Source organism: Novipirellula methanifontis (genome assembly GCF_052161655.1).
Taxonomy (GTDB): domain Bacteria; phylum Planctomycetota; class Planctomycetia; order Pirellulales; family Pirellulaceae; genus Novipirellula.
This window is the reverse complement of sequence record NZ_CP197418.1, coordinates 3,001,814-3,026,853: the sequence shown is the minus strand read 5'-3', so window position 1 is coordinate 3,026,853 and position 25,040 is coordinate 3,001,814. Positions and strand designations below refer to the sequence as shown.

The following is a 25,040-nucleotide window of genomic DNA, read 5'->3' as shown; positions in this document are numbered from 1 at the left end:
CAGGAAAATGTGATTAGTCAAGGTGGCAATAGATCATGTTCGACAAGCGCATCGCACCAGAGGCGGTTCCTGTTTGCGTCAAGGTATCGACGAAGGATGTCACGAGTTGCTTCGTTGTCTACATCGTTGCACGAAATAAAGGCGGCCAGCAACGTGGAATCGTCAGCAGACATTGAGGTGATGTCGGCATCGGTTGTGCAGCATCCGTACCCATCAAACGAAATGCGAACCAAGTAGAAGTTCCCAACGGAATCAGCCGCAAAATCAGCGAACACGCATCCATCCTGGAGGCACAGCGTAAAGTCGCAAGGCCGAGTGTGTTCGGGCCACTGGTACGTCGCGATCTTCATGGAGTCGCGATTCCGGCGAATCGCCTCATGATGGTGTGCGGTGCAAAGTGAAGCAATTCAGTCGGGGAACGCTACGGATCACGCGGTCGCCGCAAGCGATCCTCCATTTCAACAACCACGACTCGGCGACTCGTCGTGCATCCGATGGTTAGCCCGCCGTTGTGTTCCCAAGGACCAGCTCCGCATTCAGGACACTGTCATACGCGAGTCCACTATCAGGTTCTTGAGGCACGATTGGTAATGCTCGAATGAACTGAGCAACAGAATCTGGTGTGACTTCATAATCTAAGCGAAAGTGGCCATGCTCTTCGTCGACAGGAAATGCCTGAACGACCGATTTGATCTCTGGCCATTCGACTACTGTAACTTCGCGGTCAGTTGTATTGAATAGATCATCGCGAAGCACGATGACGATGTCGGCTTTTGGCATGAAAATCGGGCAAGCATCTGGCCACACAACGGCAGAACGGGCCTGCGTCTGTCCTTTGTAGAACATGAACTTCGGAACAAATAACAGCTCACCCATCCGATTCTGTAGTGCAGCACGATTTAGATTCCATCGCCAAGTGCGTTCGAGTTCCGCTGTGGGGTAAACCTGTGTTTCCGGTCGCTCGTCTTGTGAGAGGATGGCCCGGTATCCGAATCGGTTTCCGGCGTTCCAGCCACGAAGAAAGCCGTCAATGGAGAACGGCCCATCGCCCATCCCGTCAGTTTGAGGATCTTCAACGGTGAGATTAAACGCTGAGATGAATTCCGCCACCTCTGGCGCGGCTTCGAGGCCGAAGAAATGAGGCCGATAGTAGTTGAGATTGAACGCAACTGTGCCCAATTCGTCGGGAGCGTAGTCAAAGAAGAAGTATACGCCCGTGTCTTGGTTCTCGTAGAAAGCTTGCGCGTTGCTGAGAGTGTAGTACGGTCGCGCGTTGAAGTATGACTCAAACTCGTCTGTGGTGAGAGTCGTAGAGTCCGACTTGAGAAACAGATCATAGCTCATTGATGCTCAATTTCATTGCTGGCTAACGTTACGGATCACGCGGTCGGCGCGAGCGATCAACCATTGCCAAAAACCACGACTCGCCGACTCGTCGTGCATCCGATTGTTACCCCACTTTACGAAATCGGTTCGCCTCTGTGTGTGTCTTCGGCCTGCCACCCGGTGTAGTTGACGATTTGCCTGATGAACGCCCAAACCGGATGCGATTGATCGCTGTGCGGATCGCCATCCACGACGTTGATGCTCAAGCACAGCGATTCAGTGACGTGTTTATTGCCGATGAACAGAGTCTCATACCGGAAAGCATCGTCGATCACCACTTCGGTTGGGCCCTGACGAGGAATCGGCGCACCAACAATCTGTTCGCACGCCGAAAGAAATTGCTCACGAACGGTGGCTTTCGTGCCCATCGTCGATTCAGCGGTTGAAAACCGAACATCCCAGCTCATGTGGGGACACCAAACTGATTGTGGAGAAGGAAATGGTCGATTAGGGTAACGGTGGCCGTCACGGGGATCGCCCCCAAGAGTTTCCATTGGGGAACGTTCCCTGGCGATCTCCCGTGCATGTCGTGGTTCGTCGTAGTTTAACGGAGTAATTCGGTTACCGTCGAGCATAACGTTCCAACATTTCTGGCAAAGATCGCTCCCGCGTCACATCGTTCCTCTTGTCAAGCAAGGTCAAAGATGATGCATCGGATCGGAGGTTCGCCACCGAAGAATATGCGATCGAGTTCATTCGCCGGTGCGAACAGTGCAGATAGGATCAAATGCATCGTCAGGTCCTTACGTTGAAACGTGGATTCAACATCCGTGTACAGAATGCCAACGTTGTCGTAAGTTTCCATTTGCCGAATGCCACGATTCCGTAACATCACGTACGTTAATGTGTAAACGAGCAACAGCGCGCCAATGGTTGCGAGGACGCGTTTTCCGCGTCGCAACGTCGGTGTTTCTGGCATAGGGTCGGCGTTGATCTCGGCGGGCGGATTGAATGGGGCGGCCATTACATTTGCTCTAACGCGGTCAGCTAGATGGCCGCGGCTATCAAGCATCACATTCAGTCGACGAACGTTAACGATGTGCGGGCGGCGGGGAAAGACTTGCAAGCAGTCGAAAAAACATGACTCCGCCGCTCCGTCACCATCGCTTGGTTCGCCGCCGTCGGGATGCGGTATGAACACGCGACCTCGGCGAGTCAGACCCTACATTGTAACTCTAGTCCCACATGAATGAAACGGAGCGAAACTTCGTTAACGAACGCTTCAGAAGTTGGATGTCGTAGTCCTTGTCGTTGAAGTCAATTCCCTCAGAAAAGCTTCGGACCTGCTCGATGTAGTCGGCTGGGAGCACATCGGCGCTCTCAAGAATCTCGGGATACTGCGAAAAATCTTGATCGAGGATGTTCGGGCAGAATGCGTAGAGGTCATTTGCAAAAGAATTCAAATCGTCAGGCAATTTTCCGAAAGTCGCGACGAACCGATCCGAATCAACGTCCTTGATAGTAACTCCGTACTCAGCGTCCCACTTGGAAAGTGTCGTGATTATGTCGTCGGTCGACATCCCTTGGTTCGGCGCCGAAGTTTCGCATGCTTTCAGAGTTTCGTATTTGTCCAATTTTTGTCTTTCAATTTTAGTCGGCGAACGTCATCGATCACGCGGTCGCCGCGAGTGATCAACCACTTCAAAAACCACGACTCGGCGACTCGTCGTGCATCGAATTGTTACCCGCCGCTGTTCGGCATCGAGTCCTACTGGCTACCATTCGCCTCGAGGTACTGAAATGCGTCATCAAGCGTTTGCGCTGGAATCTGGTCTCCCTGCCAGTCTGGTGTGAGTATGAAGCAACGACCGGCGGAAAGTTCGAAACTCCGATCGCCGAGTACGAATGTTCCCGGTTTGCCAGACATGTCCGGCAATCGAACGGAAATTGTCACGCCACCCTCGTCATCAACGAAGAAATCGCTGTCCAACGCGGGATGGCCGAGACCATCGTTTAGTGTCGGGGAAGGAAAGTCCACGTCACCGCTGAACGTACCATTTCTCAAAAGCACGTGGACCGTTTCGTTCAATTCTTCGCCCAGTGTGTAAACCGTGAAGTATGATCGGAGCATGGAGTCAACTTGTCAAATGATTGCGGATTTTCTGGTCGGGTAACGGTAGCGATGTGCGGGCGGCGGGAGTTAACTTGCAAGCAGACAAAAGCGGCGACCACCGCCGCTCCGTCACCATCGCATGGTTATCCCAATGCGCGGCTGAAAATCACGATTTCGCCCGATGTAGCAAAAACGAAAGACCGGCCCGTGGGTGAAAATCCGGCGGCACGGAATGTGTAGGAGTTGTCGTCGCACAGTTTCCATGTATCGCCAGTAGCATTAGTAACGGAAAGGTAGCCTGCGGATAGAAAGAGGAAATGGCTGGGCCAGGGAAGTTGGACAATGTCGATCGTCCAACCGTCGTCGGTAAATCGGGAAAGGCCTCCGCCATGCCGACCAGCGAGAGTGACGCATACCCCGGTATGTTTTCCTATCGCGGGTGCCGTTCGGTGAGGAAGGCAAGGGTCGTCTTGGAAGATATCAGCTGGATCGTGCGACAGGCGTTTTCCGGTTGATGCGTCGAACAAGATGCGTCCTTCGGCTGACACTGCAAGTACGTCATCGGTATCGGGAACGTAACCGACGTCAGACAGTCCGCCAATGAATGATCCTCCAGCGAGTTTCCAAGGTGCGGGCGGTGCAGTAAACGGAAGTAATTCAAGACGCTTACGCAGCGTCTCTCGGTATGATGTCTCGCTATTGCCACGCGTTCTAAACATTTTGTGTGACATGAGGTCAAGTGGGATAACGGTACCAATCACCCGGCGGCGACGAGAGATTGTCCATTTGAAAACGCCCGACTTTGCCGCGCGGGTGCATTGGCTGGTTACCCGCCGCTTGAGAGATTCTTCGGGATCGGAAACGGAAGGTCTGGAGCAGGCGGTGCGTCGTCGAATCGTCGACCCGACACAATAATCGCGTAGGCGAGCATTTGGTCATTTGTGAGGTGCGACTCAGGAATAAACGTCCCATCAGGATTCCGGACCAAGGATGGGTCATCGAACCAAGTATCGGGCCAGTATGCCAGGTCCATCAGGCGAGCACCAGGGAATTGCGCATCGAGCCAACTGTAGTAGTAATCCATTTCGTGTCCATCAAGCTCAGCGGACGTGACAGCCGCAAAGATAGATGCGACCTCATTGTACGTTGCGGAAGCATCGTATATCGCGACAGGATGAAGCGCCGCGAGAACAAAATCGGCCTTGTTGGTTGATTCGTAATACGCTTTGAATTCGCTGTGTTCGGTTTGACGCGTGGCATGGCGATGCCATTCCTCCAGGAGTTCGTCAGCTTGGCCGAACGGACGGTCCTCAATCTGGTCGCAGATGTCCGACATGCGCTCGACGACGGCCGGGTCAGGGTCGGGGAGAATGTACCGAGCAGGTATGCTCATGGATTTCAGCCGGGTAACGTTGGCGTTCACCCGGCCGCCGCGAGTGACTTTGAATTCAGGAAACGCGCGATCGGCGGCTCGGCGTGCAACGCTTTGTTCTGCAACTTGCTACTCGTCTCGGTATGGCCGTTGGGCTTCGTAGGTCGCCAACTGCACCTCCATCTTCTCTTTTTGCTCGCGCCGGCGATTTGCCGCAGGTTCATTTTTCGGCTTCGGCAAGCCATCCAGTATCTGAATAGCACGTTTCTGGGTGGCAACAGCATCACCGAACTCGCCGATTTCCGCAAAGGACGCAGCAAGCGTATCCATGTCTTTGGTCTTCTTTGCCAGCTGCAAAGCCAATTGACCGTCTCGGTATTTTGCGTCGGGGCACGTTGCCAGTTGCCATGCCCAAGCATTCAGCAAATTCGGATAGTCAGGGTCTAAATCACGCGCCGCTGCAAAGTCGGCATTTGCCTTGGCGTATTCCTTGAGGTCGTGATAGGCTCGCGCTCGCCGGTATCGAACCATTTCGATTTTGGGATCCAAGCGAAGTGCAGACGTAAAGTCGTCAACCGACTTCTCATTCTCCTTTTTGTACCATTGGTAAACACGTCCTCGGTAGTGATAAGCATGTGCGCGGGCCTCGTTCGCGGAGCCTCCGTAATGCGAGAAGTCGGCATCCTCAGCCGATGCTTGAGTGTAATGCGCGATTGCCTCATCGTAATCGCGAAGATACTCGTGGTACAAACCGGAATTGAACAGCGCGGAATAGTCCTTTGGTCGAGCCGTCAAACTCTTTGCCAATGCACCAATCGCCGCTCGATAATCTTTCAGATCTGCGTGCAAGGAGCTAAGCGTGAAGTGGGCGTCGAAAGAACCGGGGTCTAGCTCGGCCGCCTTCTTATAGTCTTCGATGGCCTCTTTGAGTTGTTTCGCGTCCTCTCGTTTCAACCCCCGTTCGTAGAAGTCACGTGCGGAAGTTGGATTTTCAGTATCGGCTTGCGCCGCAGCAGGTACGGCAACCGTCGCGAATAACGCGGCCAGCAAAAACGAAGTTTTTAGCATCGGTCTATCCTCGGGTATCGCGGAACATGATTCGCAGAACGGCGGCGATGTGCGGGCGGCGGCGAAAGACTCGGCCATTGCGAGCGAGGCGACCACCGCCGCTCCGTCACCATCGCATTGTTATCCGCCGTTTTGGGCTTTAGCAACCCAGCAATCCCGAAACGCGGGATCGTAGGCGATTTCGTGGTCATAGCTTAAGTCAATTTTGACTTCGCCGTTGCAGGTAACCGTGTACAGCAGACCAAACCAAGCCGTTCCCGTGCCGGATCGGTGCTTATCCAGTTCAGCCAGCGGAAGATCAATCGTGTCACCCGCAGGAGGGCAAAGTTCGTCAGCGCCAGAACGCACTTGCGTCACGAAAATCTTCCGTGCAATTCCGCCGTTGCCATCGAAACGGGCATCGAGCTTGACGGTCTGCCAGTCGGCATCGCCAGACGCGGACGTCGCAACGTCGAACAGGGTTTGACCGAGTTGTCGAGCAGTATTCATCGCGGATTCGGAGAGCATCATTTGAGGTCAATCCAGAGCATGTCGTTGGCAATAGAACATTGGAATCGGATAACGTCGGGGTTCAGCGGGGCCGCGCGAGCGACTTACCACTTCAAAAGCGTCAACTCGCGGCCTCCGGGCGAGTAGAACGGAGTCTCTCGGATGTTAGGATACGCTTTGTGTTCACGGTTTGCCACAGATTTCTCCTTGTGGTGTCACAATATTTGATCCTTGTCCAATTGATCACCGAACCCTCTCAGAACCGGACTGGCGCCGTTAACGCATCCGGCTCCCAGCCGACACCTCTCACCGGGCATCACTTCACACTCCCCATCGCGATCAAGTCCGTAATCTGTCCCGGATTCGGCAACGGGTGTCGCTCGAGATAAAGGCCGTAAGCTTCCCAACTGAGGTTTCGCCCTTTCTGACTGCGACGACGCATCCAACGAAGACCTAACTTTCGTGCCGCCTCTCGGAACTTCATCAGCATCTCCCAATTGTCATTGACATTGTAGTACTGAAAGTGTCCCTGGAGTTTGCGGACCAACGTTGGCCAGACCTCGTTGTGCGGCGTCGTCAACTTGGAACGGAACCAGTCTTTGAGCTCGCGGATTTTCGATCGAAACTTCTTTGCCGATGTTCTCCGTTTCAGTTTGAACTTTCCTGCGCGGCTTGTGCCGCAGTAATGCATGAAGCCAAGGAAGTCGAATGCGCCCGGAGCCCCTTCACCCAATCGCTGGCAATCGCGGCTGGCAAAACGGCCGAAACGGAGCAACTTCGTCTTCTCCTCAGCTAACTCTAACGAATACCGACCAAGACGTTTGGTCAACACCTCACGAAAACGCAACGCGTCCGATTCTCGCTCGAACGTGCAGATGAAATCATCCGCGAAGCGGATGATCGAGGCCTCGCCTTTAAGACGAGGCTTCACCTGCTGCTCGAACCACTCGTCCAGCACGTAGTGCAAGTACACATTGGCTAGCAGTGGAGAAAGAACCGAACCTTGCGCGACGCCTTCCGTGGTGGCGTGATGTCTGTCTTGAATCATCACTCCGGCGTGCAGAAACTTGGTGATCAGCCGCAGCATGCGAGGGTCTTCGATGCGTCGCCCGAGAAGCTCTTGGAGCTTTCCGAAATCAACGTTGTCGAAGAACCCTTTGATGTCCGCGTCGAGCACCCAGTTGACTCGCCGGCGTGTGATCGTCTGGCCCAGATCGGCCAGTGCTTGGTGGCAGCTTCGCTTGGGACGGTAACCGTACGAGGTATCATGAAAATCCACCTCGTAGATGCGTTCCAAGATCATCACGACCGCCCTCTGGACGATCTTTTCTTCCACACAAGCAATTCCTAAAGGTCGCGTTTTACCGTCTCCTTTGGGAATCTCTCGGCGTAAACTCGGCTGAGGACGATAGCTGCCACGATGGATTCGATCTTCGAGATCTTGCAAGTTGCCTTGCAAATTCTCTTCGTAATCGTCCACCGTGACACCGTCGGTCCCCGGTGCTTTGTCTCGCTTGAGTCGTCGGAACGCGTAGAACAGCAGTTCGGTATTCAGCAACGAAAAGACGTTGCTAAACGTCGCTGATGCGTCGCCTTCCGCTCTCGTGGTGATGCGATCCAGTCGATCATACACCGGCGTTCCACTTCTGTGAGTGGCAGGTGGTCGGCTGGAATCGCGTGTCGGCCTGACCGCCTTCCCTCGTTCGGAATTACCCGAAGTCAACGGTACTATGCAGTCATCCGATTCCCAAAGAGTCATTTGCCTCTGTTGCCTTTTCGGCTTCGCGGGCATACTCGATTTGTCATGATTGGAGTTCATAGTCAGATCAAGAATCTTTGGGCGTCACTGGTTGCCTTGAAAACGTAGTGTGTAGCGCGAGTGGATCTTCGACTCCGGGACTTCTTGTGAAGCATCGCCAATAACGCGTCACAAGATGTAGCCTTCAGGCATGCACAGACCGTGGGCAGTATCCAACAGGAAACCATATTTTCGGAGCTCAATCTCGTTCAGGGCTCGGCAGCCAGCCGATACCTTTCACCCTCACTACCTTTCTGTTTACGCTTCAACCAACCACTTCAGCTCATGATGCTTATAGGTTGGCTGCAAAACTCGATACTGAGTCTGTGGCTAACAGTTACTCAGGCGGGATTCACACCCGCTAGTCTTCAAGACCTTGCCAGTCCGCACGAGCAACCCATGGTTCGCCGCAGTCCGCATTTATTTTGGCTCAAACTACGAGACGTAGTCCACAAACGATCGGTCACCCCACGGGGTCCATTCACCTCGGTCAGTCAATTCACCAAACGAGCTTGAAACCGGATCGAACGCGAAGCAATAGCCGCAACCGTCATCGCCTAGAAGCACGAGCTTCGAGTCATCCAAACGGTCACCGTATACGTCAGCAGGATGAACAGGCCCTGAGTATAGCATCCGTCCGTTTTCCTGCGGTCCCCATCCAATCCGAGCAAGATGGTCAAAGTAGTCGCGGTCCAGATACGGATACTCGCTACGAAGGGCATCGATTTCGGTATCAGTAAGTCGCTTCATTGTGAATTTCATCAGGCGACAATGCGGTGAGCACTTCAGTCGGCGAACGGCGGCAATCACCGAGTGCGGCCAAGTTGGTTTCCATTTGAGAACGCGTTATGCCGCACTTCGGTGAATTGTATGGTTCGCCGTAATTTCTCGTTATCGCGATTAATCACTACGGACTTCAATTCCGGGCCGGTTCGTCAATCCCTCAGTTTAGCATGATAGCAAACGAGTCTTTTTTTCATGGTAGATGGCCGTGTGCGCAAGTTCATCTGCGAGGTGAGGTTCCACAGCACACGTCAATTACTCTAGTGTTGGCATGGCAGTCGCGTTACGGCTCGCTATCCTCGGCGGCAAAATCATCCTCGAGGTAGTATGGAGAAGGCAAGTATTTTCCTTGCGGTTCATCGTCACGTTGCGGAGTAAGCCATACGAAAGCGAACGTCGCAAGGAGAGCCACGACCAACGAAGCCGCTATGTAACGAACAAGATTCGATGCAGCTGGGTCTTCGTCGTGGCTTGTTGGCGGCTCGTATGGGTTCACTAGTTTATTTGGGGCGAGTACGGCGAACGACCGCAATCACCGAGTGCGGCCAAGTTGTTTTCCATTTGTGAACGCCCCATGCCGCACTTCGGTGAATTGCATGGTTCGCCGCATTTGCAGCGGAGTTATGTTGACCACCAGGATCAGTGCCAGCTGAGTATATCAACCGCATCGAGCGACCGCAAAAAAACTGGTGTACGAGCACCAACCGCATGCGCAATCTCCATAGCGGAACGTTGCGAAGAAGCAGGTGCTCGTTCGCCTTGCAGGTGAGCCGACTGGTCGGAATCGCGCGTCCCATTATCAAACCTGTCGGATGCGTTGAATCAGTCCAAAGAGTGCGACTGCCGCGCCAATGCCGTATGCGACAAGGGAACCGATCGGCCCAAACACGAAGAACCCGATTGCACAGCACACAATGCAGAATGCGGAGTAAATGTATGGTCCACTAACGACGCGGTTGAGCATTTGCATGGCCTCTGTCGGCGAACGGCCGGGATCAGCGGACGGCGGGAGTTGACATCGATCTCACGAGAAACCGCACCACCGCCGCTCCGTTGGATCCCATGGTTCCCCGCAATTCCCGGGGCTTTGCTACAGTTTCCACCACGTGTCCGCCCCAATCAATCGTAGGTCCCGGAACTTCGCAAGCATGTTCGCGTCCACACTGGCAGAAAGGTCCGAGAAAGGGTCATCGAATTCATGCGCCATGTCTCCGGGATAAACAACAAAATCGTCCGAAAGTGGTAGATTCGCAAAACGCTCGGACATGTCGTTGAGTCGCCTTGACGCTCGCTGCACAGTCTTTCGAAGGGCTGATAGTGTGGTGGTCGATGAACGCAGTGAGTCATACCAAGTCGAACACATCGTTGAAAGCTCGGCATCGTTGAGAGTTGCGTCTATCACCAGATGATCGTCGTCGAATTCGTCATGACACCAAATGTAGTGCGGAGCAGTCTCGCCCTTTTCGGAAATAATCGTAGTGCGGCGAGAGCATGTTGGCATTCGCAGATTTGGTGTGAGGTCTCCAACAGAATCCAGGCCAAAGTATTGAATTACGGTTGCGTAAATGGGTTGCGGAATTGAGGCAGATTCCATGGCACGCGGGACGACATCCACCAATCGGTTCTCGATTGCGTCAAGTAACTCACGTTCGGTCATGCGATACCTTCAGTCGGGGAACGGTACCGATCACCGAGGACCGAGAGTTAAGCATCCTTTCGTGAAAACGATCCACCGGTCCTTCGGTGCATCGGATGGTTCGCCACGTTTTCAATGGTCGGGGCGTCGAATTGAATCGGATTGATGGCGTTGCCAAACCAATAGGTAAATATTCGCCACAAGCGGTGGTGTGTGTGGCATCCATTCTATGTGATACGTCTCCGGAGTGTTTGCGTCGATGGAATAATCAAACGAGCCCATTTTGAGGTCACCATGTAGTACGATGTCGAGCCCATCGTCAGTGAATGCAATACGTTCAATTCGAGCACCGAGCGGCGCATGGTAGCAATGGACACCATGATTTGCGCCAAACGTGTACAGGGCAACTCCGTCACCGCTCTCGGTACCATCCGTAACTGCGGCACGTTCGATCTGTGCAACCCGCGATTGATCGTCGAAAATTAACTCCGGGATATCGCGTGCAGAATCTTGGACGCGTGATTTCGCAGAAGACTGACCGAAAGCCTGAACAAGCCACGGGAGTGGAAGCGTATCACCAGTTGTAAGGGCGTCGTGATACCAACGAAGCACTTCGGCCTGACGCTTGCTGCGTTGATAGCCCCAAAATGCGAGTGCCACTCCGAACAGGAGTGGAATTGTGAAGACGAGCGTGCGCAGCGAGAAACGTCTCATATCGAATGTTGGCGAACGTTACCGATCACCGAGGAACGGGAGTTATGCATCCATTCGTGAAAACTGACCACCGGTCCTTCGGTGCATCGGATGGTTCCCCACCCTGTGAATTCAAGGCCGATCAAGTGAGGAATAGAACGTCTCCAAATCTTTATCAAGTTCAGAATATATCTCGACGCTTTCTTTCGTGATCCAGATCCAATACTCGCCTGGCAGGCCAACGTACTCACCTACATCATTGTAGTCGTTGTTGTGCGCCAGAAGCAGCATCCAATCATGTTCCAAGGCGTTGAGCTCGCGTTGTGCTCCTTTCAATACCTCAATCCGCGTAAGTGCTGGATTTAGAAGGTCCACCATCAGGACTCGAGACACACCATGAAAGTCGTCATCGATCCACCAATGAGAAGGAAGTCCCTTTGTGCTACGGTCCAGGCTTCCAAACTCACCGAATTGCGAGAAGTAGGTGGAAAAACGTTCCTTTGTACTACCGATCTCGTCATTGAAACGATCAGAAAAATAGGATTCGTCACTGCCGGGCCGGTATCCATCCGACGAAAGATTAAAGGGTGCGTGGTTTAGCTGGTCGTTTCGCTTGACGTCAATGCGAGTGAAGCCGATTGGAAGATCCATTGGGGTCAAGTGCCCTTCGGTGGAAGCTGTTTCATGTTTTGAATTTGGGTGAAAGCACCCTCCAACGACAAGTGCGATCAAGGAGGAAACCACGAGACGGGTGTGCAGTGGAAATCGCATCATCATTCAGTCGGGGAACGATTGGGATCACGTGGTCGCCGCGAACGACTCACCACTTCAGAAAACTCAACTCGGCGACTCACGTGCATCCCTTGGTTCTGCTTTCTTGCGTTGCCGAGCGACGGCTACCTCCGCAGTAGCAGGCGAATCACCGTTGACAACAAAACGCGGGTCGCCTTTCAGATAGTGTAGCAGTTCGTTGTCCGAGAAAGCCACGTAATCGTGCAACCAAAGTTCTACGTGAAAATCATCGATTCCTCGAGGCTTTCGTTTGGGTCGGAGAAAATTATAGCAATCATTCGCAACTCCACGATCTAACCGAATGATGCTCGGATGAACGGACCATGCAAAATCACCCTCCGTTCTCCCAAGAGCAAATAGTGCGTCAAGAATGTGGTGCGAAAACATTCCTACGCCCGGATGATCGCGTTCCAAAGTTGCCCCGAAATCAATTGCATCGTGGTAGTCGCCGTTCAATACAGACGCCTGTAGCAAACGCTCGGCGGCGTAAAGATCGTCTGGCGAACGCTTCACTTCGTCTTTGCAGTACGCCACCAAACCCACGTAATCACGCCGGTCGTGAAAGTGACAGTGATCTTCCCATGATTCGAAGTTGTGCATCGCTTCAGTAGCAGAACGTTGGGATTCACGCGGTGGCGGGAGTTGATCATCCACTTCAAAAAAGCACGCCACCGCCACTCGCGTGCAATTCTCTGGTTATCCCCTGTTACTGCCAAACGCTGATGAACGACAACACCCCAGCGGCGGTTTCACGAAAGCGATCTTCCGACATTTTGAAGCGTGTACGCAGTGTCCAGCGATGGTAGTCGAGCAGCGAGTCCAGCTCAGACGTGATCACAAATACGCCTTGTTCATCCCGTTCCAAATGCAGTTTCCATTCACCAGCAGGAGCCAGCCAAGCCCTCGATCCACAGATGTTATAGTCATGTGTGAACAAGTCAACAAATCCGCACCATGATTTCGCGTCAATGTCGAGTGCCGCTACGCAGTCGGTACACCGAACGTGAACACGTAGGCCCTTGATCGGTTCGCTTGTGTCGAATGGGTTACGGTCGAGCAAACGAAGAGATGTGAATCCTTCATCGCAAATGAAGTCAAAGTGTTCCATCGACGGTCACTTCAGTGGGATAACGGCACGCGTAACCGGGAACGCGCGGGAAAGTTTCTAACGGCCAAATCGCTCAGCTCGCGTTCTCCGGGCGAGTAGAACGGAGTCTCTCGGATGTTAGGATACGCTTTGTGTTCACGGTTTGCCACAGATTTCTCCTTGTGGTGTCACAATATTTGATCCTTGTCCAATTGATCACCGAACCCTCTCAGAACCGGACGGGCGCCGTTAACGCATCCGGCTCCCAGCCGACACCTCTCACCGGGCATCACTTCACACTCCCCATCGCGATCAAGTCCGTAATCTGTCCCGGATTCGGCAACGGGTGTCGCTCGAGATAAAGGCCGTAAGCTTCCCAACTGAGGTTTCGCCCTTTCTGACTGCGACGACGCATCCAACGAAGACCTAACTTTCGTGCCGCCTCTCGGAACTTCATCAGCATCTCCCAATTGTCATTGACATTGTAGTACTGAAAGTGTCCCTGGAGTTTGCGGACCAACGTTGGCCAGACCTCGTTGTGCGGCGTCGTCAACTTGGAACGGAACCAGTCTTTGAGCTCGCGGATTTTCGATCGAAACTTCTTTGCCGATGTTCTCCGTTTCAGTTTGAACTTTCCTGCGCGGCTTGTGCCGCAGTAATGCATGAAGCCAAGGAAGTCGAATGCGCCCGGAGCCCCTTCACCCAATCGCTGGCAATCGCGACTGGCAAAACGGCCGAAACGGAGCAACTTCGTCTTCTCCTCAGCTAACTCTAACGAATACCGACCAAGACGTTTGGTCAACACCTCACGAAAACGCAACGCGTCCGATTCTCGCTCGAACGTGCAGATGAAATCGTCCGCAAAGCGGATGATCGAGGACTCGCCTTTAAGACGAGGCTTCACCTGCTGCTCGAACCACTCGTCCAGCACGTAGTGCAAGTACACATTGGCTAGCAGTGGAGAAAGAACCGAACCTTGCGCGACGCCTTCCGTGGTGGCGTAACGTTTGTCTTGAATCATCACTCCGGCGTGCAGAAACTTGGTGATCAGACGCAGCATACGAGAGTCTTCGATGCGTCTCCCGAGCAGCTCTTGGAGCTTCCCAAAATCAACGTGGTCAAAGAACCCTTTAATGTCCGCGTCGAGCACCCAGTTGACTCGCCGGCGTGTGATCGTCTGGCCCAGATCGGCCAGTGCTTGGTGGCAGCTTCGCTTGGGACGGTAACCGTACGAGGTATCATGAAAATCCTCCTCGTAGATGCGTTCCAAGATCATCACGATCGCCCGCTGGACGATCTTTTCTTCCACACAAGCAATTCCTAAAGGTCGCGTTTTACCGTCTCCTTTGGGAATCTCTCGGCGTAAACTCGGCTGAGGACGATAGCTGCCACGATGGATTCGATCTTCGAGATCTTGCAAGTTGCCTTGCAAATTCTCTTCGTAATCGTCCACCGTGACACCGTCGGTCCCCGGTGCTTTGTCTCGCTTGAGTCGTCGGAACGCGTAGAACAGCAGTTCAGTATTGAGCAACGAAAAGAGGTTGCTAAACGTCGCTGATGCGTCGCCTTTCGCTCTCGTGGTGATGCGATCCAGTCGATCAGACACCGGCGTTCCACTTCTGTGAGTGGCAGGTGGTCGGCTGGAATCGCGTGTCGGCCTGACCGCCTTCCCTCGTTCGGAATTACCCGAAGTCAACGGTACTATGCAGTCATCCGATTCCCAAAGAGTCATTTGCCTCTGTTGCCTTTTCGGCTTCGCGGGCATACTCGATTTGTCATGATTGGAGTTCATAGTCAGATCAAGAATCTTTGGGCGTCACTGGTTGCCTTGAAAACATAGTGTGTAGCGCGAGTGGATCTTCGACTCCGGGACTCTCGCTGTCGCTCGCCAAGACGCGACCGCGAGTTTCGCCTTCCAGCATGAACAGACCTTGGGCAGTATCCAACAGGAAACCATAATTTCGGAGCTCAATCTCGTTCAGGGTTCGGCAGCCAGCCGATACCTTTCACCCTCACTACCTCTCTGTTTACGCTTCAACCAACCACTTCGGCTCATGATGCTTATAGGTTGGCTGCAAAACTCGATACTGAGCCTGTGGCTAACAGTTACTCAGGCGGGATTCACACCCGCTAGTCTTCAAGACCTTGCCAGTCCGCACGTTCACGCGATGGTTACCCGTCTTGGGTTTCCGTTGAGTACCGAGCAAGCAGTTTTTGAACATTAGCAATTACGGCGCGGTCGCGAGCGAACGATGCGACCGCACCGAGACATAGAAGTATAGCGAAACCAATACCGAACAAGCCCCAAACAAGAATTGCGATGGCCGAGAGGATCGCTGCTCCGATCGCGAAAGAGCGTGTGTTCGCTTTCCGGCGAGCGATAATCCCGTGAGCGGCCCGCTCCGCGTTGCCGGATCGTATGGACTGGTGTTCGTCGTAGTCGAGATCAAAGGCTAGCTTGAGTTCGTTTGCCAATGAGTGTGGCTCTTGCTCCGGTTCGCCAGCAACAGCAACGTACGCGTCGTACGCGGCGGCCAGCGAGTTCACCTTTGAGTAGCGGCGGAACGCCCAAAGAGCACATGCGATGGAACAGAAAAGCCACGGAATATACGACGTCGAAGCAATAAGTCCGCGAACTGCTTGCACGGTAAAAAACGCGGCTAGCACACCAAGAACGATAGTGAAGAACTTTCGTTTCGCTTTAATGTGAGAAACAAGCAGACCAAAGCTGGACGAATGGATTAGCTGATGTTGCTCGTAAGACAGCGAGAAACGCTTGATGCTGCGCACAAGTGTCTCACGAAGCTGCTCTTCGGTCGGATTTGACTCAACGGTTGCCATTGGCGTCGATGTTAGGATTTCAATCGGGTAACGTCTGGCATAACCGGGCCGCCGCGGTTGATGCTCCATTTGAAAACGCGCTGTCGGCGGCTCCGCGTTCATGCCATTGTTATCCGATGCATTTGGTAAGCAACAGGAGCAAGCTCCCATCGCCGTTCCAGATAGCAACGGACTCGACTTCGGCCAAGGCACAATGGTAGGTCTCGGGATTCCAAGTTCCCTCATCCATGCCGTACTCCGGCATCGGTTTGCACCAAGTTGATTCAGTGTACGTACCGTTGTCGATCCGCCATTTTCCTGGAGGCGAATCGTCCGAGTCGTAGGGCGAACGGAATGTGCCATCTGCCAGGTACGAAAACCGCTGCGGTTCGCGATCAGGCAAATGTGGGCACGAACGATTCCAGTCGCCAAGCAATGCATCGGGTGAATCCACGTAGGTAAGTTTTGAGCCGAGCACGGTTTCGATACCGTCGAGTACTGCGGCTCGATACTCGGGATCGGAGTCCTTGTGATCTATTGGCGTGAAATCATGCATTGTTCAGTCGGATAACGGCAGCCGTGACCGGGGACGGCGAGTTGATTTTCCATTTGTAAAAACCCGATGCCGTCCTCCGTGTCCACGGCATTGTTATGCCTTTTGCTAGTAGGTGTGGTCGACCCACGTTACCGCAAAGTCATCTGTGCGTTTCAGTCTATCGAATGCGTCGCTTCGCTGCAGTCGAGCAACGAGTTCAGTGATGGCTATCGCGTAGTCTGTTTGCGGTGCGTGATCGTCGCCTGCATCCATCGCAGCGTGGTAGTGAGCGTTGTAAAGTTCGTGGTCAAAACCGCATTCGCGATCAAGATCGGCAAACCCTTGGTATGCACAATCACCTGTGTTGTCCCGCAATTCTTTGATCCCGGCCTCGGAGTAGTATTCGCACCCGTTGGAGCGAAGGTGGGAGCGCCGATTGTTGATAAATTGTAGCACAACTGCATCGTCGGTCCGGTCGAGTCCATCGTACTTTTCGGCGGCGCTAATCCCAAACTCTTCATCATGCTTGTCTTCTTCGGACAAGTCTGACAAAGAATCGATCTGTCGCGTACGACGTTCCCAACCGGATTGGTATTGGTCAAGCGTAGTAGCGAACTGTTCAATTGAGTTTAGGCAAAGCATGTCCGCATCAATGGCGAAACGGTAAAACGTTTCGTGAGAGTGTTCACATGCGAACTGTTGAATCTTCGTTCTGCAAACGGCAACCAACTTGTCAATATCAAACGCCATTGGATTTGAATTTCTGTGGCATAACGGGAGCGATGTGCGGGCGGCGGAAGTTGAGTTTCCATTGGAGAGCGGCGACCACCGCCGCTCCGTCACCATCGCTTGGTTATGCCCTTTTTTCCCGTCGGGAACCAGTGGCTATACGGAGCGCGTCGGAACAAAAGGATATTGTTCATTCAAAGTGTTTGCGTATGAATTCGATAGCAGCACGTGATGGGTTGTTTTCCCAAGTGCCGATTTCAGTCCTCGTATCACCGTTGGAAATCACGATTACTTCGCAATCTGGGTCCAATTGAACGACGAACGGCCCCCGTCGCCAAGAACAGATGGCCCACACATCACCCTGTTGATACTTGGTTGGTCGGTAGAAGGCCAGATGGTCATATGCTTCAGGGATTGTTTCCCGCAAGTGGTCGAAGAAGTTGCTCGCGAATCCAGAATAACGTCCGCACGCAACATCCATCGATTCCGACTCAAAATGCAACGACGCAGGCAAGGTGAGATCAGGCACTGTTTCAGTTTGTGACTTATGGCATAACGTAAAGGTAACGGGGGGCGAGGAGAAGACTTGACTTCAGGACCGACTGCGCCGAGCCCTCCCGTTCACCGTTTTGTTACGCCGTGTTTATTAGTCGAAGAACAAGTATCGTATTCGCTGAACGAGGTATTCGTCAAAATCGGGTCGTTTGCTCTCGGACCTGAAAGCAGATACGTTAACCGCGAGACTGTCGGGTCCAACACGCATGCCGTACACTGCATCCGCTTGAGCATGGATTCCTGCAGCATGGAGAACTTGAATGCATCTCTCTACAAACACGTCCGCGGTTTTCTGAATCTGGGCGAGCCGATTTGCAGATTGTTTGGTTCCGATTCGTTCGAGTCGACGCTTGATCTGGAGTTGCGAGTTGCCGTCTGGATGCGCCGTCGGTGCCAAGAGTGCGAGCAGTTGTTTGTCGTCAACCATGCTGAGGGCAAGTTCTGTAATACGTTCGGCCTCGGATTCATGATCGAGGTTATTGCGTGAATGTTCCATTAGTGCAGCAAACTTCTTGGCTTCTCCCTGCGACAATGATTTCGGATAAACAAAGACATGATCTTCGATCGCAAAATACTCGTCGTCCTCTTGTTTCCTGAGTGATCGAAGAAATGACGTGACGTTTGGGGCAAGAATCCGTGAATCGGAGTCGTGGCACATCTGAAACACGAGGCCACGGAGCGGGCCGTCGATCCCGACCACGCATGGATCAGATTCGTTGTTTTCGGACACGAAGAAAGGCAGGAACCGAAGGTCCATGGTAAAATCGAACGCACCCCATAAGTCGATGGCTTCGGCTAGCGGGTAGAAACGACAGCCCAACCGCTTCACTCGCCCACCGTTGCAATGTTCGTAAAACGTCTTCAGTTGACCGACGCGATCGATGTCAAAGCGCTGCACGAGTCGGTCGCGTGATTTCGCGGCCAACGGCTTCCGGGTTTTGCATCCCGTGGATTCAATGAGATCGAGTGTAAGCTGCATTTCACATCGCAGGCGTAACGGCAGCCGTCACCGAGGACGGACGGTTGAGTTTCGATTCGAGTAAACGCGCAAGCCGTCCTTCGGTGCACGGGATTGTTACGCGCTTTCACAATCACCACTAAGCTTCTTCTCGAGGTCGTCCAACACTCGAGTGATCCATTCTCGCATGCAGCGAAGAGAACACCAGTGCAAATCGAATTGTCCGCCCAGCACATCTTCGGCGATCTGCAAATCTGCGGAATCACGCATCTCAGGATCGGTACCATGAAACCCAAGGTGCAAGAAGGCTTTCAGCTGATCGGTTTGAATCGAATTTTGATTGTCGTCTGTAAGTAACAGCGAACCGCCGGACAGATATGCAAAGCCCTTGCCGAACTGCGCTCCGCAGGCTGGACATTGGCGATCCGACGGAAAAAATCCACGGCTCGCGGAAGTAAAAACAGGGTATCGCGGTCTTTCCAATTAATCAGCCTTCTGTCGCGTAACGGCAGGGTTGACCGGGGCCGAGCGAAAGATCAACCATTTCAAAAAGACGCTTTCGAGGCCTCCGCGTCCAACCCATTGTTCTGCCTTCTTTGTCTACAAGGTCATTATAGATGATGCAGCGCCGGTCTCTGCGTCAACCTGCACCGATTTCACGGGACTAAACACAATCCAGTCGTCGTCATCGTTTTCTTCGAATTCCAGTATCACGTGCCAAACAGGCGAACCGTTCTCGTCAAGTAAAACCGCATCCACCACCGTGAATGCGGCAAGGCCGATGGATTTACCGTGGTCCGAAGCAGCGTTGCACGCTGCTCGACGTGACAATAGATTGGATGTGCTACCCGACCACTCGGACGTCTCTCGATCAGAAAGCCGTTCGTATGAAGCGTTTGTTGTCCATTGCCCATTCTGGCCAAACGAGAATGTGTCGCCATTCCGAAGAAGCAAATGATTGACGTAGTCGTTCAGCCCAAGTTCCATTAGACGAGCTCCATCAACGGCTTCAGTTTCAGTCATGTAATGCGGGTCACTGGGGTCCTCATTTGCGGAACGGAACTGAGTGTAGCGATCACCTGCGAAACTCTCGCAGAGCTCAACTACGTAGCGTCCCACAGCCGTAATTCCTAGGCGTTCCCATGGGACTGTGCCCCGCTGTATCGGTTGCGTCGGGTCGTGCCAGTCCCAGCCACATGTGAAGCATTGCTCCGCAGCATCGCCGATCAATCCATGGCAGTAGTGACAAACGGCCATATTTCTCTAGTGTGACTCCTAGTGGCAGAACGGGTGCGTTGACCGGGCCGCCGCCAATCAACATTGACTTCAGGAACGACGCGATCGGCGGCTCCGCGTCCAACGCTTTGTTCTGCCTATTGTTGTGCTACGTACTCGCGAAAGTGGTCCATGAACATTTCGTGGAGTGGCCGAATCAAGGAGATCTCGGAACTGAACTCCGATGCGACAGCTGTCCGTTGGTGTTCCTGAACCGATAGGGCGTATTCGTGATCCTCGAGAGTATTCAGCATTTCAAAAAAATATTCACAGCAACGACGACCGTCATACGCATCAGTGTACGCTCCAGCATCATTCAGAAACGTGGCCCAAGATGTTGCGACAGATTCATTGCGAAGGTAGAGGCACGCTACGTATTCATCATTGCATTTCTGACCATCGAAGGATTCAAATGGCTCGGCATACACAAAACGGTTAACGGCAGCGACGGCGTCTGGGTAGTATTTTATCGTTGCGATCTCAAGTATCCACTGCGGAGGCGATTCCATCGTGGCGATTATTTGATCGGTCCATCGATAGTAATGTTTGTACCAAATCAAGCGTGAATCGATCATCGTCGCAATTCGCAATGCGAACCGCTTTGAGCTGACGTTACACTGAAAGGTCTTGGTCATGGATTGAATGGCAGAACGTCAGCCGTAACCGAGCGGCGACGAAAGACTTTCAATTTCAAGACGGCCCGACTTCGCCGCTTCGGTTCACGGCATTGTTATCCGGCATTTTCACGCGATCCATCCAGCATGTCCCGCGTTCGTAAGTGTACCACGATTGCCCTGTCCGATCACGTCATGCCAGCCGCCGTTTCCGTACCGCCCGCCGATATGCCGCGAGATCAGAACTCGTTTTCGATCGCCGGCTATGTGAAACGCAAACAACGGGATCGCGAAAATGCTCCGAGATGAATCAACGGGCAATGATTTTTTGGGCAACACCGATGAGTCAGCCAACGAAGAGAAGTCATCAAGTGATGTCCAAATCCGTATCGGATCACCAAACGCCATGGTGAATTGCTCATTGAAGCTCGGGTGTTCAGTAGCGACCAGATAATTTGGCACAGGCTCACCGCGTTGTTTGGCTGCGGATTGCGCTTCGATCCACGTCTCGCGTGCGCGGTCGAGCAACAGCGTGTACAGCCAATCGGTTGACCATCCCATTTTGTGCTTCAGTCGGATAACGTCACGCGTCACCCGGTACGCGCGAAAGATTTTCAACTTCAAGACCGCCCGACTCGCGTACGCGGGTGCACGCGCTTGTTACCCGCCGTCCTCGACACGACGTTTGAGCCACCAAGCGACTGTACCCAAGGCCCGGTTCCTGCGGTCGCCATCGTCATATTTTGACGCCAATTCAAGAGCAGTGTCAACAACCATCACGGGGCCGAAAACGTCAGACAAGTAGTAGACGAGTTCCTCTACGCTCACGTTCCAGTTTGGTGCAATCGCGTCAAGGACGTCAGGAAGTGAATGTGGACATGTCGGTTTTAAGTCGAGAAGCAATCGTCCCGCCGTCTGCTGGTCGCCGTAGTTGTTTGAATCGGTGAAGATATGGAGCAACGCACCAACGCGTTTAGATCGCGGCAGACCCTGCGCTTGCATGAGGAGTTGATGGAGCGTGTATTTGTGTGACCGAAGTGAAGCGACAAACTGCTGCTGTTCATCCGTTAGAGTCATGCGTTTCAGTCGGGTAACGTTGGAATTCACGCGGTGGCGGGAGTTGATCATCCACTTCAAAAAGCACGCCACCGCCACTCGCGTGCAATTCTCTGGTTATCCGCCATCTTGGGATCGCTCAGTGCCAGTCAGCACCGCAGGCAAAGCATTGTTTGGATTTTGGAGTGCGCAAGGCCTGACCGCATTGCGGGCAGGGTGCAGGCGGTGGAGGTAGAGGGTCGTGCTCGTAAACGCTCGTACCAAGTTCAATCGCCCAATTTTCGATTAGTTCTAAAGTTTGGCGGTAGTCGTCAGCAACAAGGAAGTACGCATTGTCTTCATACACGGCTCCCGTCAGCTTCGGTGGTCCCGGCCATTGGAAGTCGATGCAGTTGCCACGTGTTGCCAGTTGTTGATTTGCGGTGAACAATTCGTCGGACCAGCCAGCGTCTCGGCCCGCAGATATCATTGCGTCGAAATCAGTAGGGACGATGACCACGCCTGGCAACCGTTCGATTAACGCCTTCACTTCTAGGCGAGGGAAATCCGCGTAGTCGCTTTGGGGTATCAGGCGTATGGCAGCCATGGATTTCAGTCGGATAACGGCGGTGGTCACCCGGCACGCGCGGAAGACTCTCCATTTCAATACGGCCGGCTCGCGTGCTCGGGGTGCACCACATTGTTACCCGCCGCTCTCGGCTATTGGTGGAAAGCACGAGCGAGCCATTCGATCGAAATCTTGCCACCATTGGCATTCATCTGCAACGTCTTCATCGAGTGGCCCGTAGAACTTCCAATGCAAAGCCTCTTGGAAAGACAGCTTGCGAACACCACATCCGGGCACGCTGCAGCATCTCGGGTATGAACCGTCCACAAGCGATACGCCGTTGACTGCCCCGTCCTCGACATAAATGCATACGCACGGATGGTAGGCGCAGTCTTCGTAGTAGTCACCGATGGCTAAGTCAGTTGCAAGTGAAACTCCGATCGGCATCTTAAATTGTGTTCCGTACAATGGGGCTGGAAGAGAGTGATTACGAGTCGTGATGCAAAGGTCTTTCCGTCGGGTAACGTCAAAATTCACGGGGATTGCGCGGGCGATGTCCTAGCGGCCAAGGAACCTACCTCGCGATCTCCCGTGCAATTTTCTGGTTACCCGTCTCTCCGATGGTTTCGGGTTGAATACGGAAGCTCTTGGCACCAAGCATTCAGTGCAGATTCCATGGCGTTTTGGGCTGCGCAGTAGTATAGCATCGGCATCGAGTCGACTTCGTGAACAAGGAACCGGCGCATCACTATATCAAAGTCCCTGAGAGCAATCGCGTTCGCTTCGGCATAGTCTTCAAGCCCACGAATAGCGGGCTTTGTCCACGTCGAAAGATCCATGGCGGGCTCACCGCCAGGCCACAGCGTAGCGTCAACGAGAAGTGTGCCGGTTTCACCATCTGGTGTCGAGATTTGAATTTCGAGCCCGCCGACACATTCAGCGCCAGGAGATTGCTGAATCAGATAGGACGAGCCAACACAACGTCGCTTATGTGGCAAGTAATCGCTGTCAGAGATTGTCACGTCGGACCATACGGAGTTCTTCAGTCGGGTAACAATGTAATTATCACCGGTTGGTGCGGTGATAAGTTGATGTTTGGGTTGTTCTCGCCGGTTGCACCTTCGGTACGGTCGGTGACACTGCGGGAGTTATCGCCGGTTTGGTAGGACTTATCGCCGGTTGCTCCAGCCCCGATGATTATGGGGGAAGCCATACCCCAGGTCAAGCTTTTGTGACGTAAACATTCATTCGCTGAACGCATTGACATCGTTGGAGTCGTGTTGTCAAATAAATTTAGTAGAGCTGTGATCGCTCCGTTTGGCCGTGAGGGGATGGCTGGATTGCCGGTGCCCCGTGCGGGGAGTGGTTGTGGGAGAGGGCAGTGGCCGATGCTTGCGGTCATTCGCGGTTGAGAATGGAATCTAATTGTTCGATCGGTTTGGCGTGTTTAAGACGCCGGTTCGTGCAACTGAAGGGGGAATTCCATGGCGCAGGTGAGTCAATCTGCAGCGACGTGGCGTGAGAGCCGTGACAAGTGGGCGAAGGTTTGGTTTGAGAATTTGTGTCGTTTCCATGGCCGGAAACCACAGCCGACTTGGGAATTTACAGCAGATGAAGTGATCGCGTTCTTGCGAGACCATTTGCGACGCAAGACGCCAGCGTGGAAGCGTCTGAAGATCGTCCAGTCACTGATCTGCTATCGCCGGTATTTCCAAGCAGTACCTTTCGATGATTTGAAGCCCATCCAATCAAAACTTGAGGAGATCGCTCGGGCGGAAAAACTCAAAGAGTTACGCGGAGGTGAGACGGAAGAGATTCACGACGAGGTTGGTTATATCGACCCCAGCGAGCCAAACGTGATCCAAAATTTGCGTCGAACAATTCGACGTCGTCAAGATGCGATAGCGACGGAGCGAGCGTACGTGTCCAACGTCCGGGCATTCATGCGAGCTCGTGGTTTGAAGTGCCAAGCGGATTTTGCAGAGATTAGTGCGGCGGATGTGGAGGCTCACTTAACGGATTTTGCCGTCGATGGAAACGTTGCGCCAGCGACACAAAACCGAGCGTTTTATGGCATTCTCTATCTGTTTGAACACATGCTCAAACGTGAACTGGGAGAAGTAGACGCGATTCGTTCGAGCAAAGGAAAGCAAATTCCAACCGTGCTGAGCGTTGAGGAGATTGAACGGATCTATTCGCATCTAAAAGGCGTTCATTTGTTGATCGCGCAGTTGCTCTATGGATGCGGGATGCGGATCAGTGAAGCGTTGCGACTTCGCATGAAAGATTTTGACTTTGATCGGATGGTGATTGAGGTTCACGCCTCCAAGGGTGGGAAGAGTCGATTTGTGCCGATGCCTGAGAGCGTTGTGCCGGAAATTCGCCGATGGATGGAGTCGCGCCGTGTGTTGCACGAGCACGATTTAGAGCAAGGGAAAGCGTCGGTGTGCTTACCCAAGGCATTGGAACACAAGTATCCGAACGCAGCTCCTTTAAAAGAACAACAAGCACCGGGAGCGACCAAACGCTCCCTCCCCGGTTACCTATGCCGTCTTTCCGCCCGCGTGCGTGCCAAAGTGGAATTCAAGTTAACAAGTAATCATCGACCCCACCCAGGAACGGCAACGTACAAACCGATTACCGTGAACGGGCAATACCTACAAGAAAATCACAACATAATTTGCTGAGTGTTCTGACCAATGGTTAGAATCCTCCTAGTGCTTGAACGCCGCTGGTCGCCCACAACTTAAGTGGGATAGGCATCTTGCCTGTCATCCACCAACCACTTTAAAAG

At 53.2% G+C, this 25,040-nt stretch carries 31 protein-coding genes; 1 reads left to right on the top strand and 30 read right to left on the bottom strand.

What is annotated here, in order from left to right:
* Window positions 1-17: 17 nt before the first annotated feature.
* From SH528x_RS10705 to SH528x_RS10560, 30 genes are all read right to left on the bottom strand, one after another.
* Window positions 18-350 (bottom strand): hypothetical protein, encoded by a 333-nt coding sequence (locus tag SH528x_RS10705; protein ID WP_442510516.1) that lies wholly within the window; start codon window positions 348-350, stop codon window positions 18-20.
* A gap of 148 nt (window positions 351-498) precedes the next feature.
* The gene (locus SH528x_RS10700) at window positions 499-1,344 is read right to left on the bottom strand and encodes a hypothetical protein (protein WP_442510515.1); all 846 of its coding nucleotides are present in this window, start codon (window positions 1,342-1,344) and stop codon (window positions 499-501) included.
* A gap of 116 nt (window positions 1,345-1,460) precedes the next feature.
* Entirely contained in the window at window positions 1,461-1,754 is a 294-nt protein-coding gene (locus tag SH528x_RS10695; RefSeq protein ID WP_442510514.1) for a hypothetical protein, read from the bottom strand.
* 260 nt (window positions 1,755-2,014) lie between these two features.
* On the bottom strand, window positions 2,015-2,527 hold the full coding sequence (locus SH528x_RS10690; protein WP_442510513.1) for a hypothetical protein: 513 nt from the start codon (window positions 2,525-2,527) through the stop codon (window positions 2,015-2,017).
* A gap of 34 nt (window positions 2,528-2,561) precedes the next feature.
* The gene (locus SH528x_RS10685) at window positions 2,562-2,960 is read right to left on the bottom strand and encodes a DUF4253 domain-containing protein (RefSeq protein ID WP_442510512.1); all 399 of its coding nucleotides are present in this window, start codon (window positions 2,958-2,960) and stop codon (window positions 2,562-2,564) included.
* 134 nt (window positions 2,961-3,094) lie between these two features.
* Entirely contained in the window at window positions 3,095-3,457 is a 363-nt protein-coding gene (locus tag SH528x_RS10680; RefSeq protein ID WP_442510511.1) for a hypothetical protein, read from the bottom strand.
* Window positions 3,458-3,582: 125 nt separating this feature from the next.
* A complete protein-coding gene (locus SH528x_RS10675; RefSeq protein ID WP_442510510.1) occupies window positions 3,583-4,170 on the bottom strand; it encodes a hypothetical protein in 588 nt (195 codons plus the stop codon).
* 95 nt (window positions 4,171-4,265) lie between these two features.
* A complete protein-coding gene (locus SH528x_RS10670) occupies window positions 4,266-4,832 on the bottom strand; it encodes a hypothetical protein (RefSeq protein ID WP_442510509.1) in 567 nt (188 codons plus the stop codon).
* A gap of 108 nt (window positions 4,833-4,940) precedes the next feature.
* Entirely contained in the window at window positions 4,941-5,879 is a 939-nt protein-coding gene (locus SH528x_RS10665; protein WP_442510508.1) for a tetratricopeptide repeat protein, read from the bottom strand.
* Between the two features lie 120 nt (window positions 5,880-5,999).
* On the bottom strand, window positions 6,000-6,368 hold the full coding sequence (locus SH528x_RS10660; RefSeq protein ID WP_442510507.1) for a hypothetical protein: 369 nt from the start codon (window positions 6,366-6,368) through the stop codon (window positions 6,000-6,002).
* A gap of 316 nt (window positions 6,369-6,684) precedes the next feature.
* Window positions 6,685-8,001, bottom strand: coding sequence for a group II intron reverse transcriptase/maturase (gene ltrA, locus SH528x_RS10655; protein WP_442510506.1), 1,317 nt, complete (start codon window positions 7,999-8,001; stop codon window positions 6,685-6,687).
* A gap of 600 nt (window positions 8,002-8,601) precedes the next feature.
* Window positions 8,602-8,916: a hypothetical protein gene (locus tag SH528x_RS10650; RefSeq protein WP_442510505.1), complete on the bottom strand. Its 315-nt coding sequence runs from the start codon at window positions 8,914-8,916 to the stop codon at window positions 8,602-8,604.
* A 316-nt stretch (window positions 8,917-9,232) separates the two neighbouring features.
* Window positions 9,233-9,445 (bottom strand): hypothetical protein, encoded by a 213-nt coding sequence (locus SH528x_RS10645; protein ID WP_442510504.1) that lies wholly within the window; start codon window positions 9,443-9,445, stop codon window positions 9,233-9,235.
* Between the two features lie 594 nt (window positions 9,446-10,039).
* On the bottom strand, window positions 10,040-10,606 hold the full coding sequence (locus SH528x_RS10640; protein WP_442510503.1) for a hypothetical protein: 567 nt from the start codon (window positions 10,604-10,606) through the stop codon (window positions 10,040-10,042).
* Between the two features lie 111 nt (window positions 10,607-10,717).
* Window positions 10,718-11,299: a hypothetical protein gene (locus SH528x_RS10635; RefSeq protein ID WP_442510502.1), complete on the bottom strand. Its 582-nt coding sequence runs from the start codon at window positions 11,297-11,299 to the stop codon at window positions 10,718-10,720.
* 111 nt (window positions 11,300-11,410) lie between these two features.
* A complete protein-coding gene (locus SH528x_RS10630; RefSeq protein WP_442510501.1) occupies window positions 11,411-12,010 on the bottom strand; it encodes a hypothetical protein in 600 nt (199 codons plus the stop codon).
* Between the two features lie 105 nt (window positions 12,011-12,115).
* The gene (locus tag SH528x_RS10625; protein ID WP_442510500.1) at window positions 12,116-12,670 is read right to left on the bottom strand and encodes a hypothetical protein; all 555 of its coding nucleotides are present in this window, start codon (window positions 12,668-12,670) and stop codon (window positions 12,116-12,118) included.
* Between the two features lie 106 nt (window positions 12,671-12,776).
* Complete coding sequence (locus tag SH528x_RS10620; protein ID WP_442510499.1) at window positions 12,777-13,178, bottom strand: hypothetical protein; 402 nt, start codon at window positions 13,176-13,178, stop codon at window positions 12,777-12,779.
* A gap of 268 nt (window positions 13,179-13,446) precedes the next feature.
* Window positions 13,447-14,763 carry a group II intron reverse transcriptase/maturase gene (ltrA, locus tag SH528x_RS10615; protein ID WP_442510498.1) on the bottom strand — a complete coding sequence of 439 codons (1,317 nt, stop codon included), beginning with the start codon at window positions 14,761-14,763 and terminating at the stop codon, window positions 13,447-13,449.
* A 566-nt stretch (window positions 14,764-15,329) separates the two neighbouring features.
* Window positions 15,330-16,100 carry a hypothetical protein gene (locus SH528x_RS10610; protein WP_442510497.1) on the bottom strand — a complete coding sequence of 257 codons (771 nt, stop codon included), beginning with the start codon at window positions 16,098-16,100 and terminating at the stop codon, window positions 15,330-15,332.
* Between the two features lie 7 nt (window positions 16,101-16,107).
* Window positions 16,108-16,533, bottom strand: coding sequence for a hypothetical protein (locus tag SH528x_RS10605; RefSeq protein WP_442510496.1), 426 nt, complete (start codon window positions 16,531-16,533; stop codon window positions 16,108-16,110).
* A gap of 105 nt (window positions 16,534-16,638) precedes the next feature.
* Complete coding sequence (locus SH528x_RS10600) at window positions 16,639-17,262, bottom strand: hypothetical protein (protein WP_442510495.1); 624 nt, start codon at window positions 17,260-17,262, stop codon at window positions 16,639-16,641.
* Between the two features lie 625 nt (window positions 17,263-17,887).
* Entirely contained in the window at window positions 17,888-18,694 is an 807-nt protein-coding gene (locus tag SH528x_RS10595) for a hypothetical protein (protein ID WP_442510494.1), read from the bottom strand.
* A 177-nt stretch (window positions 18,695-18,871) separates the two neighbouring features.
* Window positions 18,872-19,024 (bottom strand): hypothetical protein, encoded by a 153-nt coding sequence (locus tag SH528x_RS10590; protein WP_442510493.1) that lies wholly within the window; start codon window positions 19,022-19,024, stop codon window positions 18,872-18,874.
* Between the two features lie 330 nt (window positions 19,025-19,354).
* Complete coding sequence (locus SH528x_RS10585; RefSeq protein WP_442510492.1) at window positions 19,355-19,777, bottom strand: hypothetical protein; 423 nt, start codon at window positions 19,775-19,777, stop codon at window positions 19,355-19,357.
* Window positions 19,778-20,127: 350 nt separating this feature from the next.
* A complete protein-coding gene (locus SH528x_RS10580) occupies window positions 20,128-20,664 on the bottom strand; it encodes a hypothetical protein (protein WP_442510491.1) in 537 nt (178 codons plus the stop codon).
* A gap of 108 nt (window positions 20,665-20,772) precedes the next feature.
* Window positions 20,773-21,261 (bottom strand): hypothetical protein, encoded by a 489-nt coding sequence (locus tag SH528x_RS10575; protein WP_442510490.1) that lies wholly within the window; start codon window positions 21,259-21,261, stop codon window positions 20,773-20,775.
* A gap of 42 nt (window positions 21,262-21,303) precedes the next feature.
* On the bottom strand, window positions 21,304-21,720 hold the full coding sequence (locus tag SH528x_RS10570; RefSeq protein WP_442510489.1) for a hypothetical protein: 417 nt from the start codon (window positions 21,718-21,720) through the stop codon (window positions 21,304-21,306).
* Between the two features lie 118 nt (window positions 21,721-21,838).
* On the bottom strand, window positions 21,839-22,285 hold the full coding sequence (locus SH528x_RS10565; RefSeq protein WP_442510488.1) for a hypothetical protein: 447 nt from the start codon (window positions 22,283-22,285) through the stop codon (window positions 21,839-21,841).
* A gap of 566 nt (window positions 22,286-22,851) precedes the next feature.
* On the bottom strand, window positions 22,852-23,268 hold the full coding sequence (locus SH528x_RS10560) for a hypothetical protein (RefSeq protein WP_442510487.1): 417 nt from the start codon (window positions 23,266-23,268) through the stop codon (window positions 22,852-22,854).
* A 462-nt stretch (window positions 23,269-23,730) separates the two neighbouring features.
* Between SH528x_RS10560 and SH528x_RS10555 the strand changes: the two genes are divergently transcribed.
* On the top strand, window positions 23,731-24,933 hold the full coding sequence (locus SH528x_RS10555) for a phage integrase N-terminal SAM-like domain-containing protein (RefSeq protein ID WP_442510486.1): 1,203 nt from the start codon (window positions 23,731-23,733) through the stop codon (window positions 24,931-24,933).
* Window positions 24,934-25,040: the final 107 nt, after the last annotated feature.

What these genes read in the sequence shown, in the direction of transcription:
- SH528x_RS10695 (WP_442510514.1), bottom strand. Translation starts at nt 1,754, where the DNA reads ATGGGCACGAAAGCCACCGTTCGTGAGCAATTTCTTTCGGCGTGCGAA.
- SH528x_RS10660 (WP_442510507.1), bottom strand. Translation starts at nt 6,368, where the DNA reads ATGAATACTGCTCGACAACTCGGTCAAACCCTGTTCGACGTTGCGACG.
- SH528x_RS10580 (WP_442510491.1), bottom strand. Translation starts at nt 20,664, where the DNA reads ATGACCAAGACCTTTCAGTGTAACGTCAGCTCAAAGCGGTTCGCATTG.
- SH528x_RS10700 (WP_442510515.1), bottom strand. Translation starts at nt 1,344, where the DNA reads ATGAGCTATGATCTGTTTCTCAAGTCGGACTCTACGACTCTCACCACA.
- SH528x_RS10605 (WP_442510496.1), bottom strand. Translation starts at nt 16,533, where the DNA reads ATGCATGATTTCACGCCAATAGATCACAAGGACTCCGATCCCGAGTAT.
- SH528x_RS10635 (WP_442510502.1), bottom strand. Translation starts at nt 11,299, where the DNA reads ATGAGACGTTTCTCGCTGCGCACGCTCGTCTTCACAATTCCACTCCTG.
- SH528x_RS10665 (WP_442510508.1), bottom strand. Translation starts at nt 5,879, where the DNA reads ATGCTAAAAACTTCGTTTTTGCTGGCCGCGTTATTCGCGACGGTTGCC.
- SH528x_RS10600 (WP_442510495.1), bottom strand. Translation starts at nt 17,262, where the DNA reads ATGGCGTTTGATATTGACAAGTTGGTTGCCGTTTGCAGAACGAAGATT.
- SH528x_RS10590 (WP_442510493.1), bottom strand. Translation starts at nt 19,024, where the DNA reads ATGCGTGATTCCGCAGATTTGCAGATCGCCGAAGATGTGCTGGGCGGA.
- SH528x_RS10705 (WP_442510516.1), bottom strand. Translation starts at nt 350, where the DNA reads ATGAAGATCGCGACGTACCAGTGGCCCGAACACACTCGGCCTTGCGAC.
- SH528x_RS10555 (WP_442510486.1), top strand. Translation starts at nt 23,731, where the DNA reads ATGGCGCAGGTGAGTCAATCTGCAGCGACGTGGCGTGAGAGCCGTGAC.
- SH528x_RS10650 (WP_442510505.1), bottom strand. Translation starts at nt 8,916, where the DNA reads ATGAAGCGACTTACTGATACCGAAATCGATGCCCTTCGTAGCGAGTAT.
- SH528x_RS10565 (WP_442510488.1), bottom strand. Translation starts at nt 22,285, where the DNA reads ATGGCTGCCATACGCCTGATACCCCAAAGCGACTACGCGGATTTCCCT.
- SH528x_RS10620 (WP_442510499.1), bottom strand. Translation starts at nt 13,178, where the DNA reads ATGGAACACTTTGACTTCATTTGCGATGAAGGATTCACATCTCTTCGT.
- SH528x_RS10625 (WP_442510500.1), bottom strand. Translation starts at nt 12,670, where the DNA reads ATGCACAACTTCGAATCATGGGAAGATCACTGTCACTTTCACGACCGG.
- SH528x_RS10640 (WP_442510503.1), bottom strand. Translation starts at nt 10,606, where the DNA reads ATGACCGAACGTGAGTTACTTGACGCAATCGAGAACCGATTGGTGGAT.
- SH528x_RS10610 (WP_442510497.1), bottom strand. Translation starts at nt 16,100, where the DNA reads ATGAACGCGGAGCCGCCGACAGCGCGTTTTCAAATGGAGCATCAACCG.
- SH528x_RS10680 (WP_442510511.1), bottom strand. Translation starts at nt 3,457, where the DNA reads ATGCTCCGATCATACTTCACGGTTTACACACTGGGCGAAGAATTGAAC.
- SH528x_RS10585 (WP_442510492.1), bottom strand. Translation starts at nt 19,777, where the DNA reads ATGACTGAAACTGAAGCCGTTGATGGAGCTCGTCTAATGGAACTTGGG.
- SH528x_RS10675 (WP_442510510.1), bottom strand. Translation starts at nt 4,170, where the DNA reads ATGTCACACAAAATGTTTAGAACGCGTGGCAATAGCGAGACATCATAC.
- SH528x_RS10670 (WP_442510509.1), bottom strand. Translation starts at nt 4,832, where the DNA reads ATGAGCATACCTGCTCGGTACATTCTCCCCGACCCTGACCCGGCCGTC.
- SH528x_RS10570 (WP_442510489.1), bottom strand. Translation starts at nt 21,720, where the DNA reads ATGACTCTAACGGATGAACAGCAGCAGTTTGTCGCTTCACTTCGGTCA.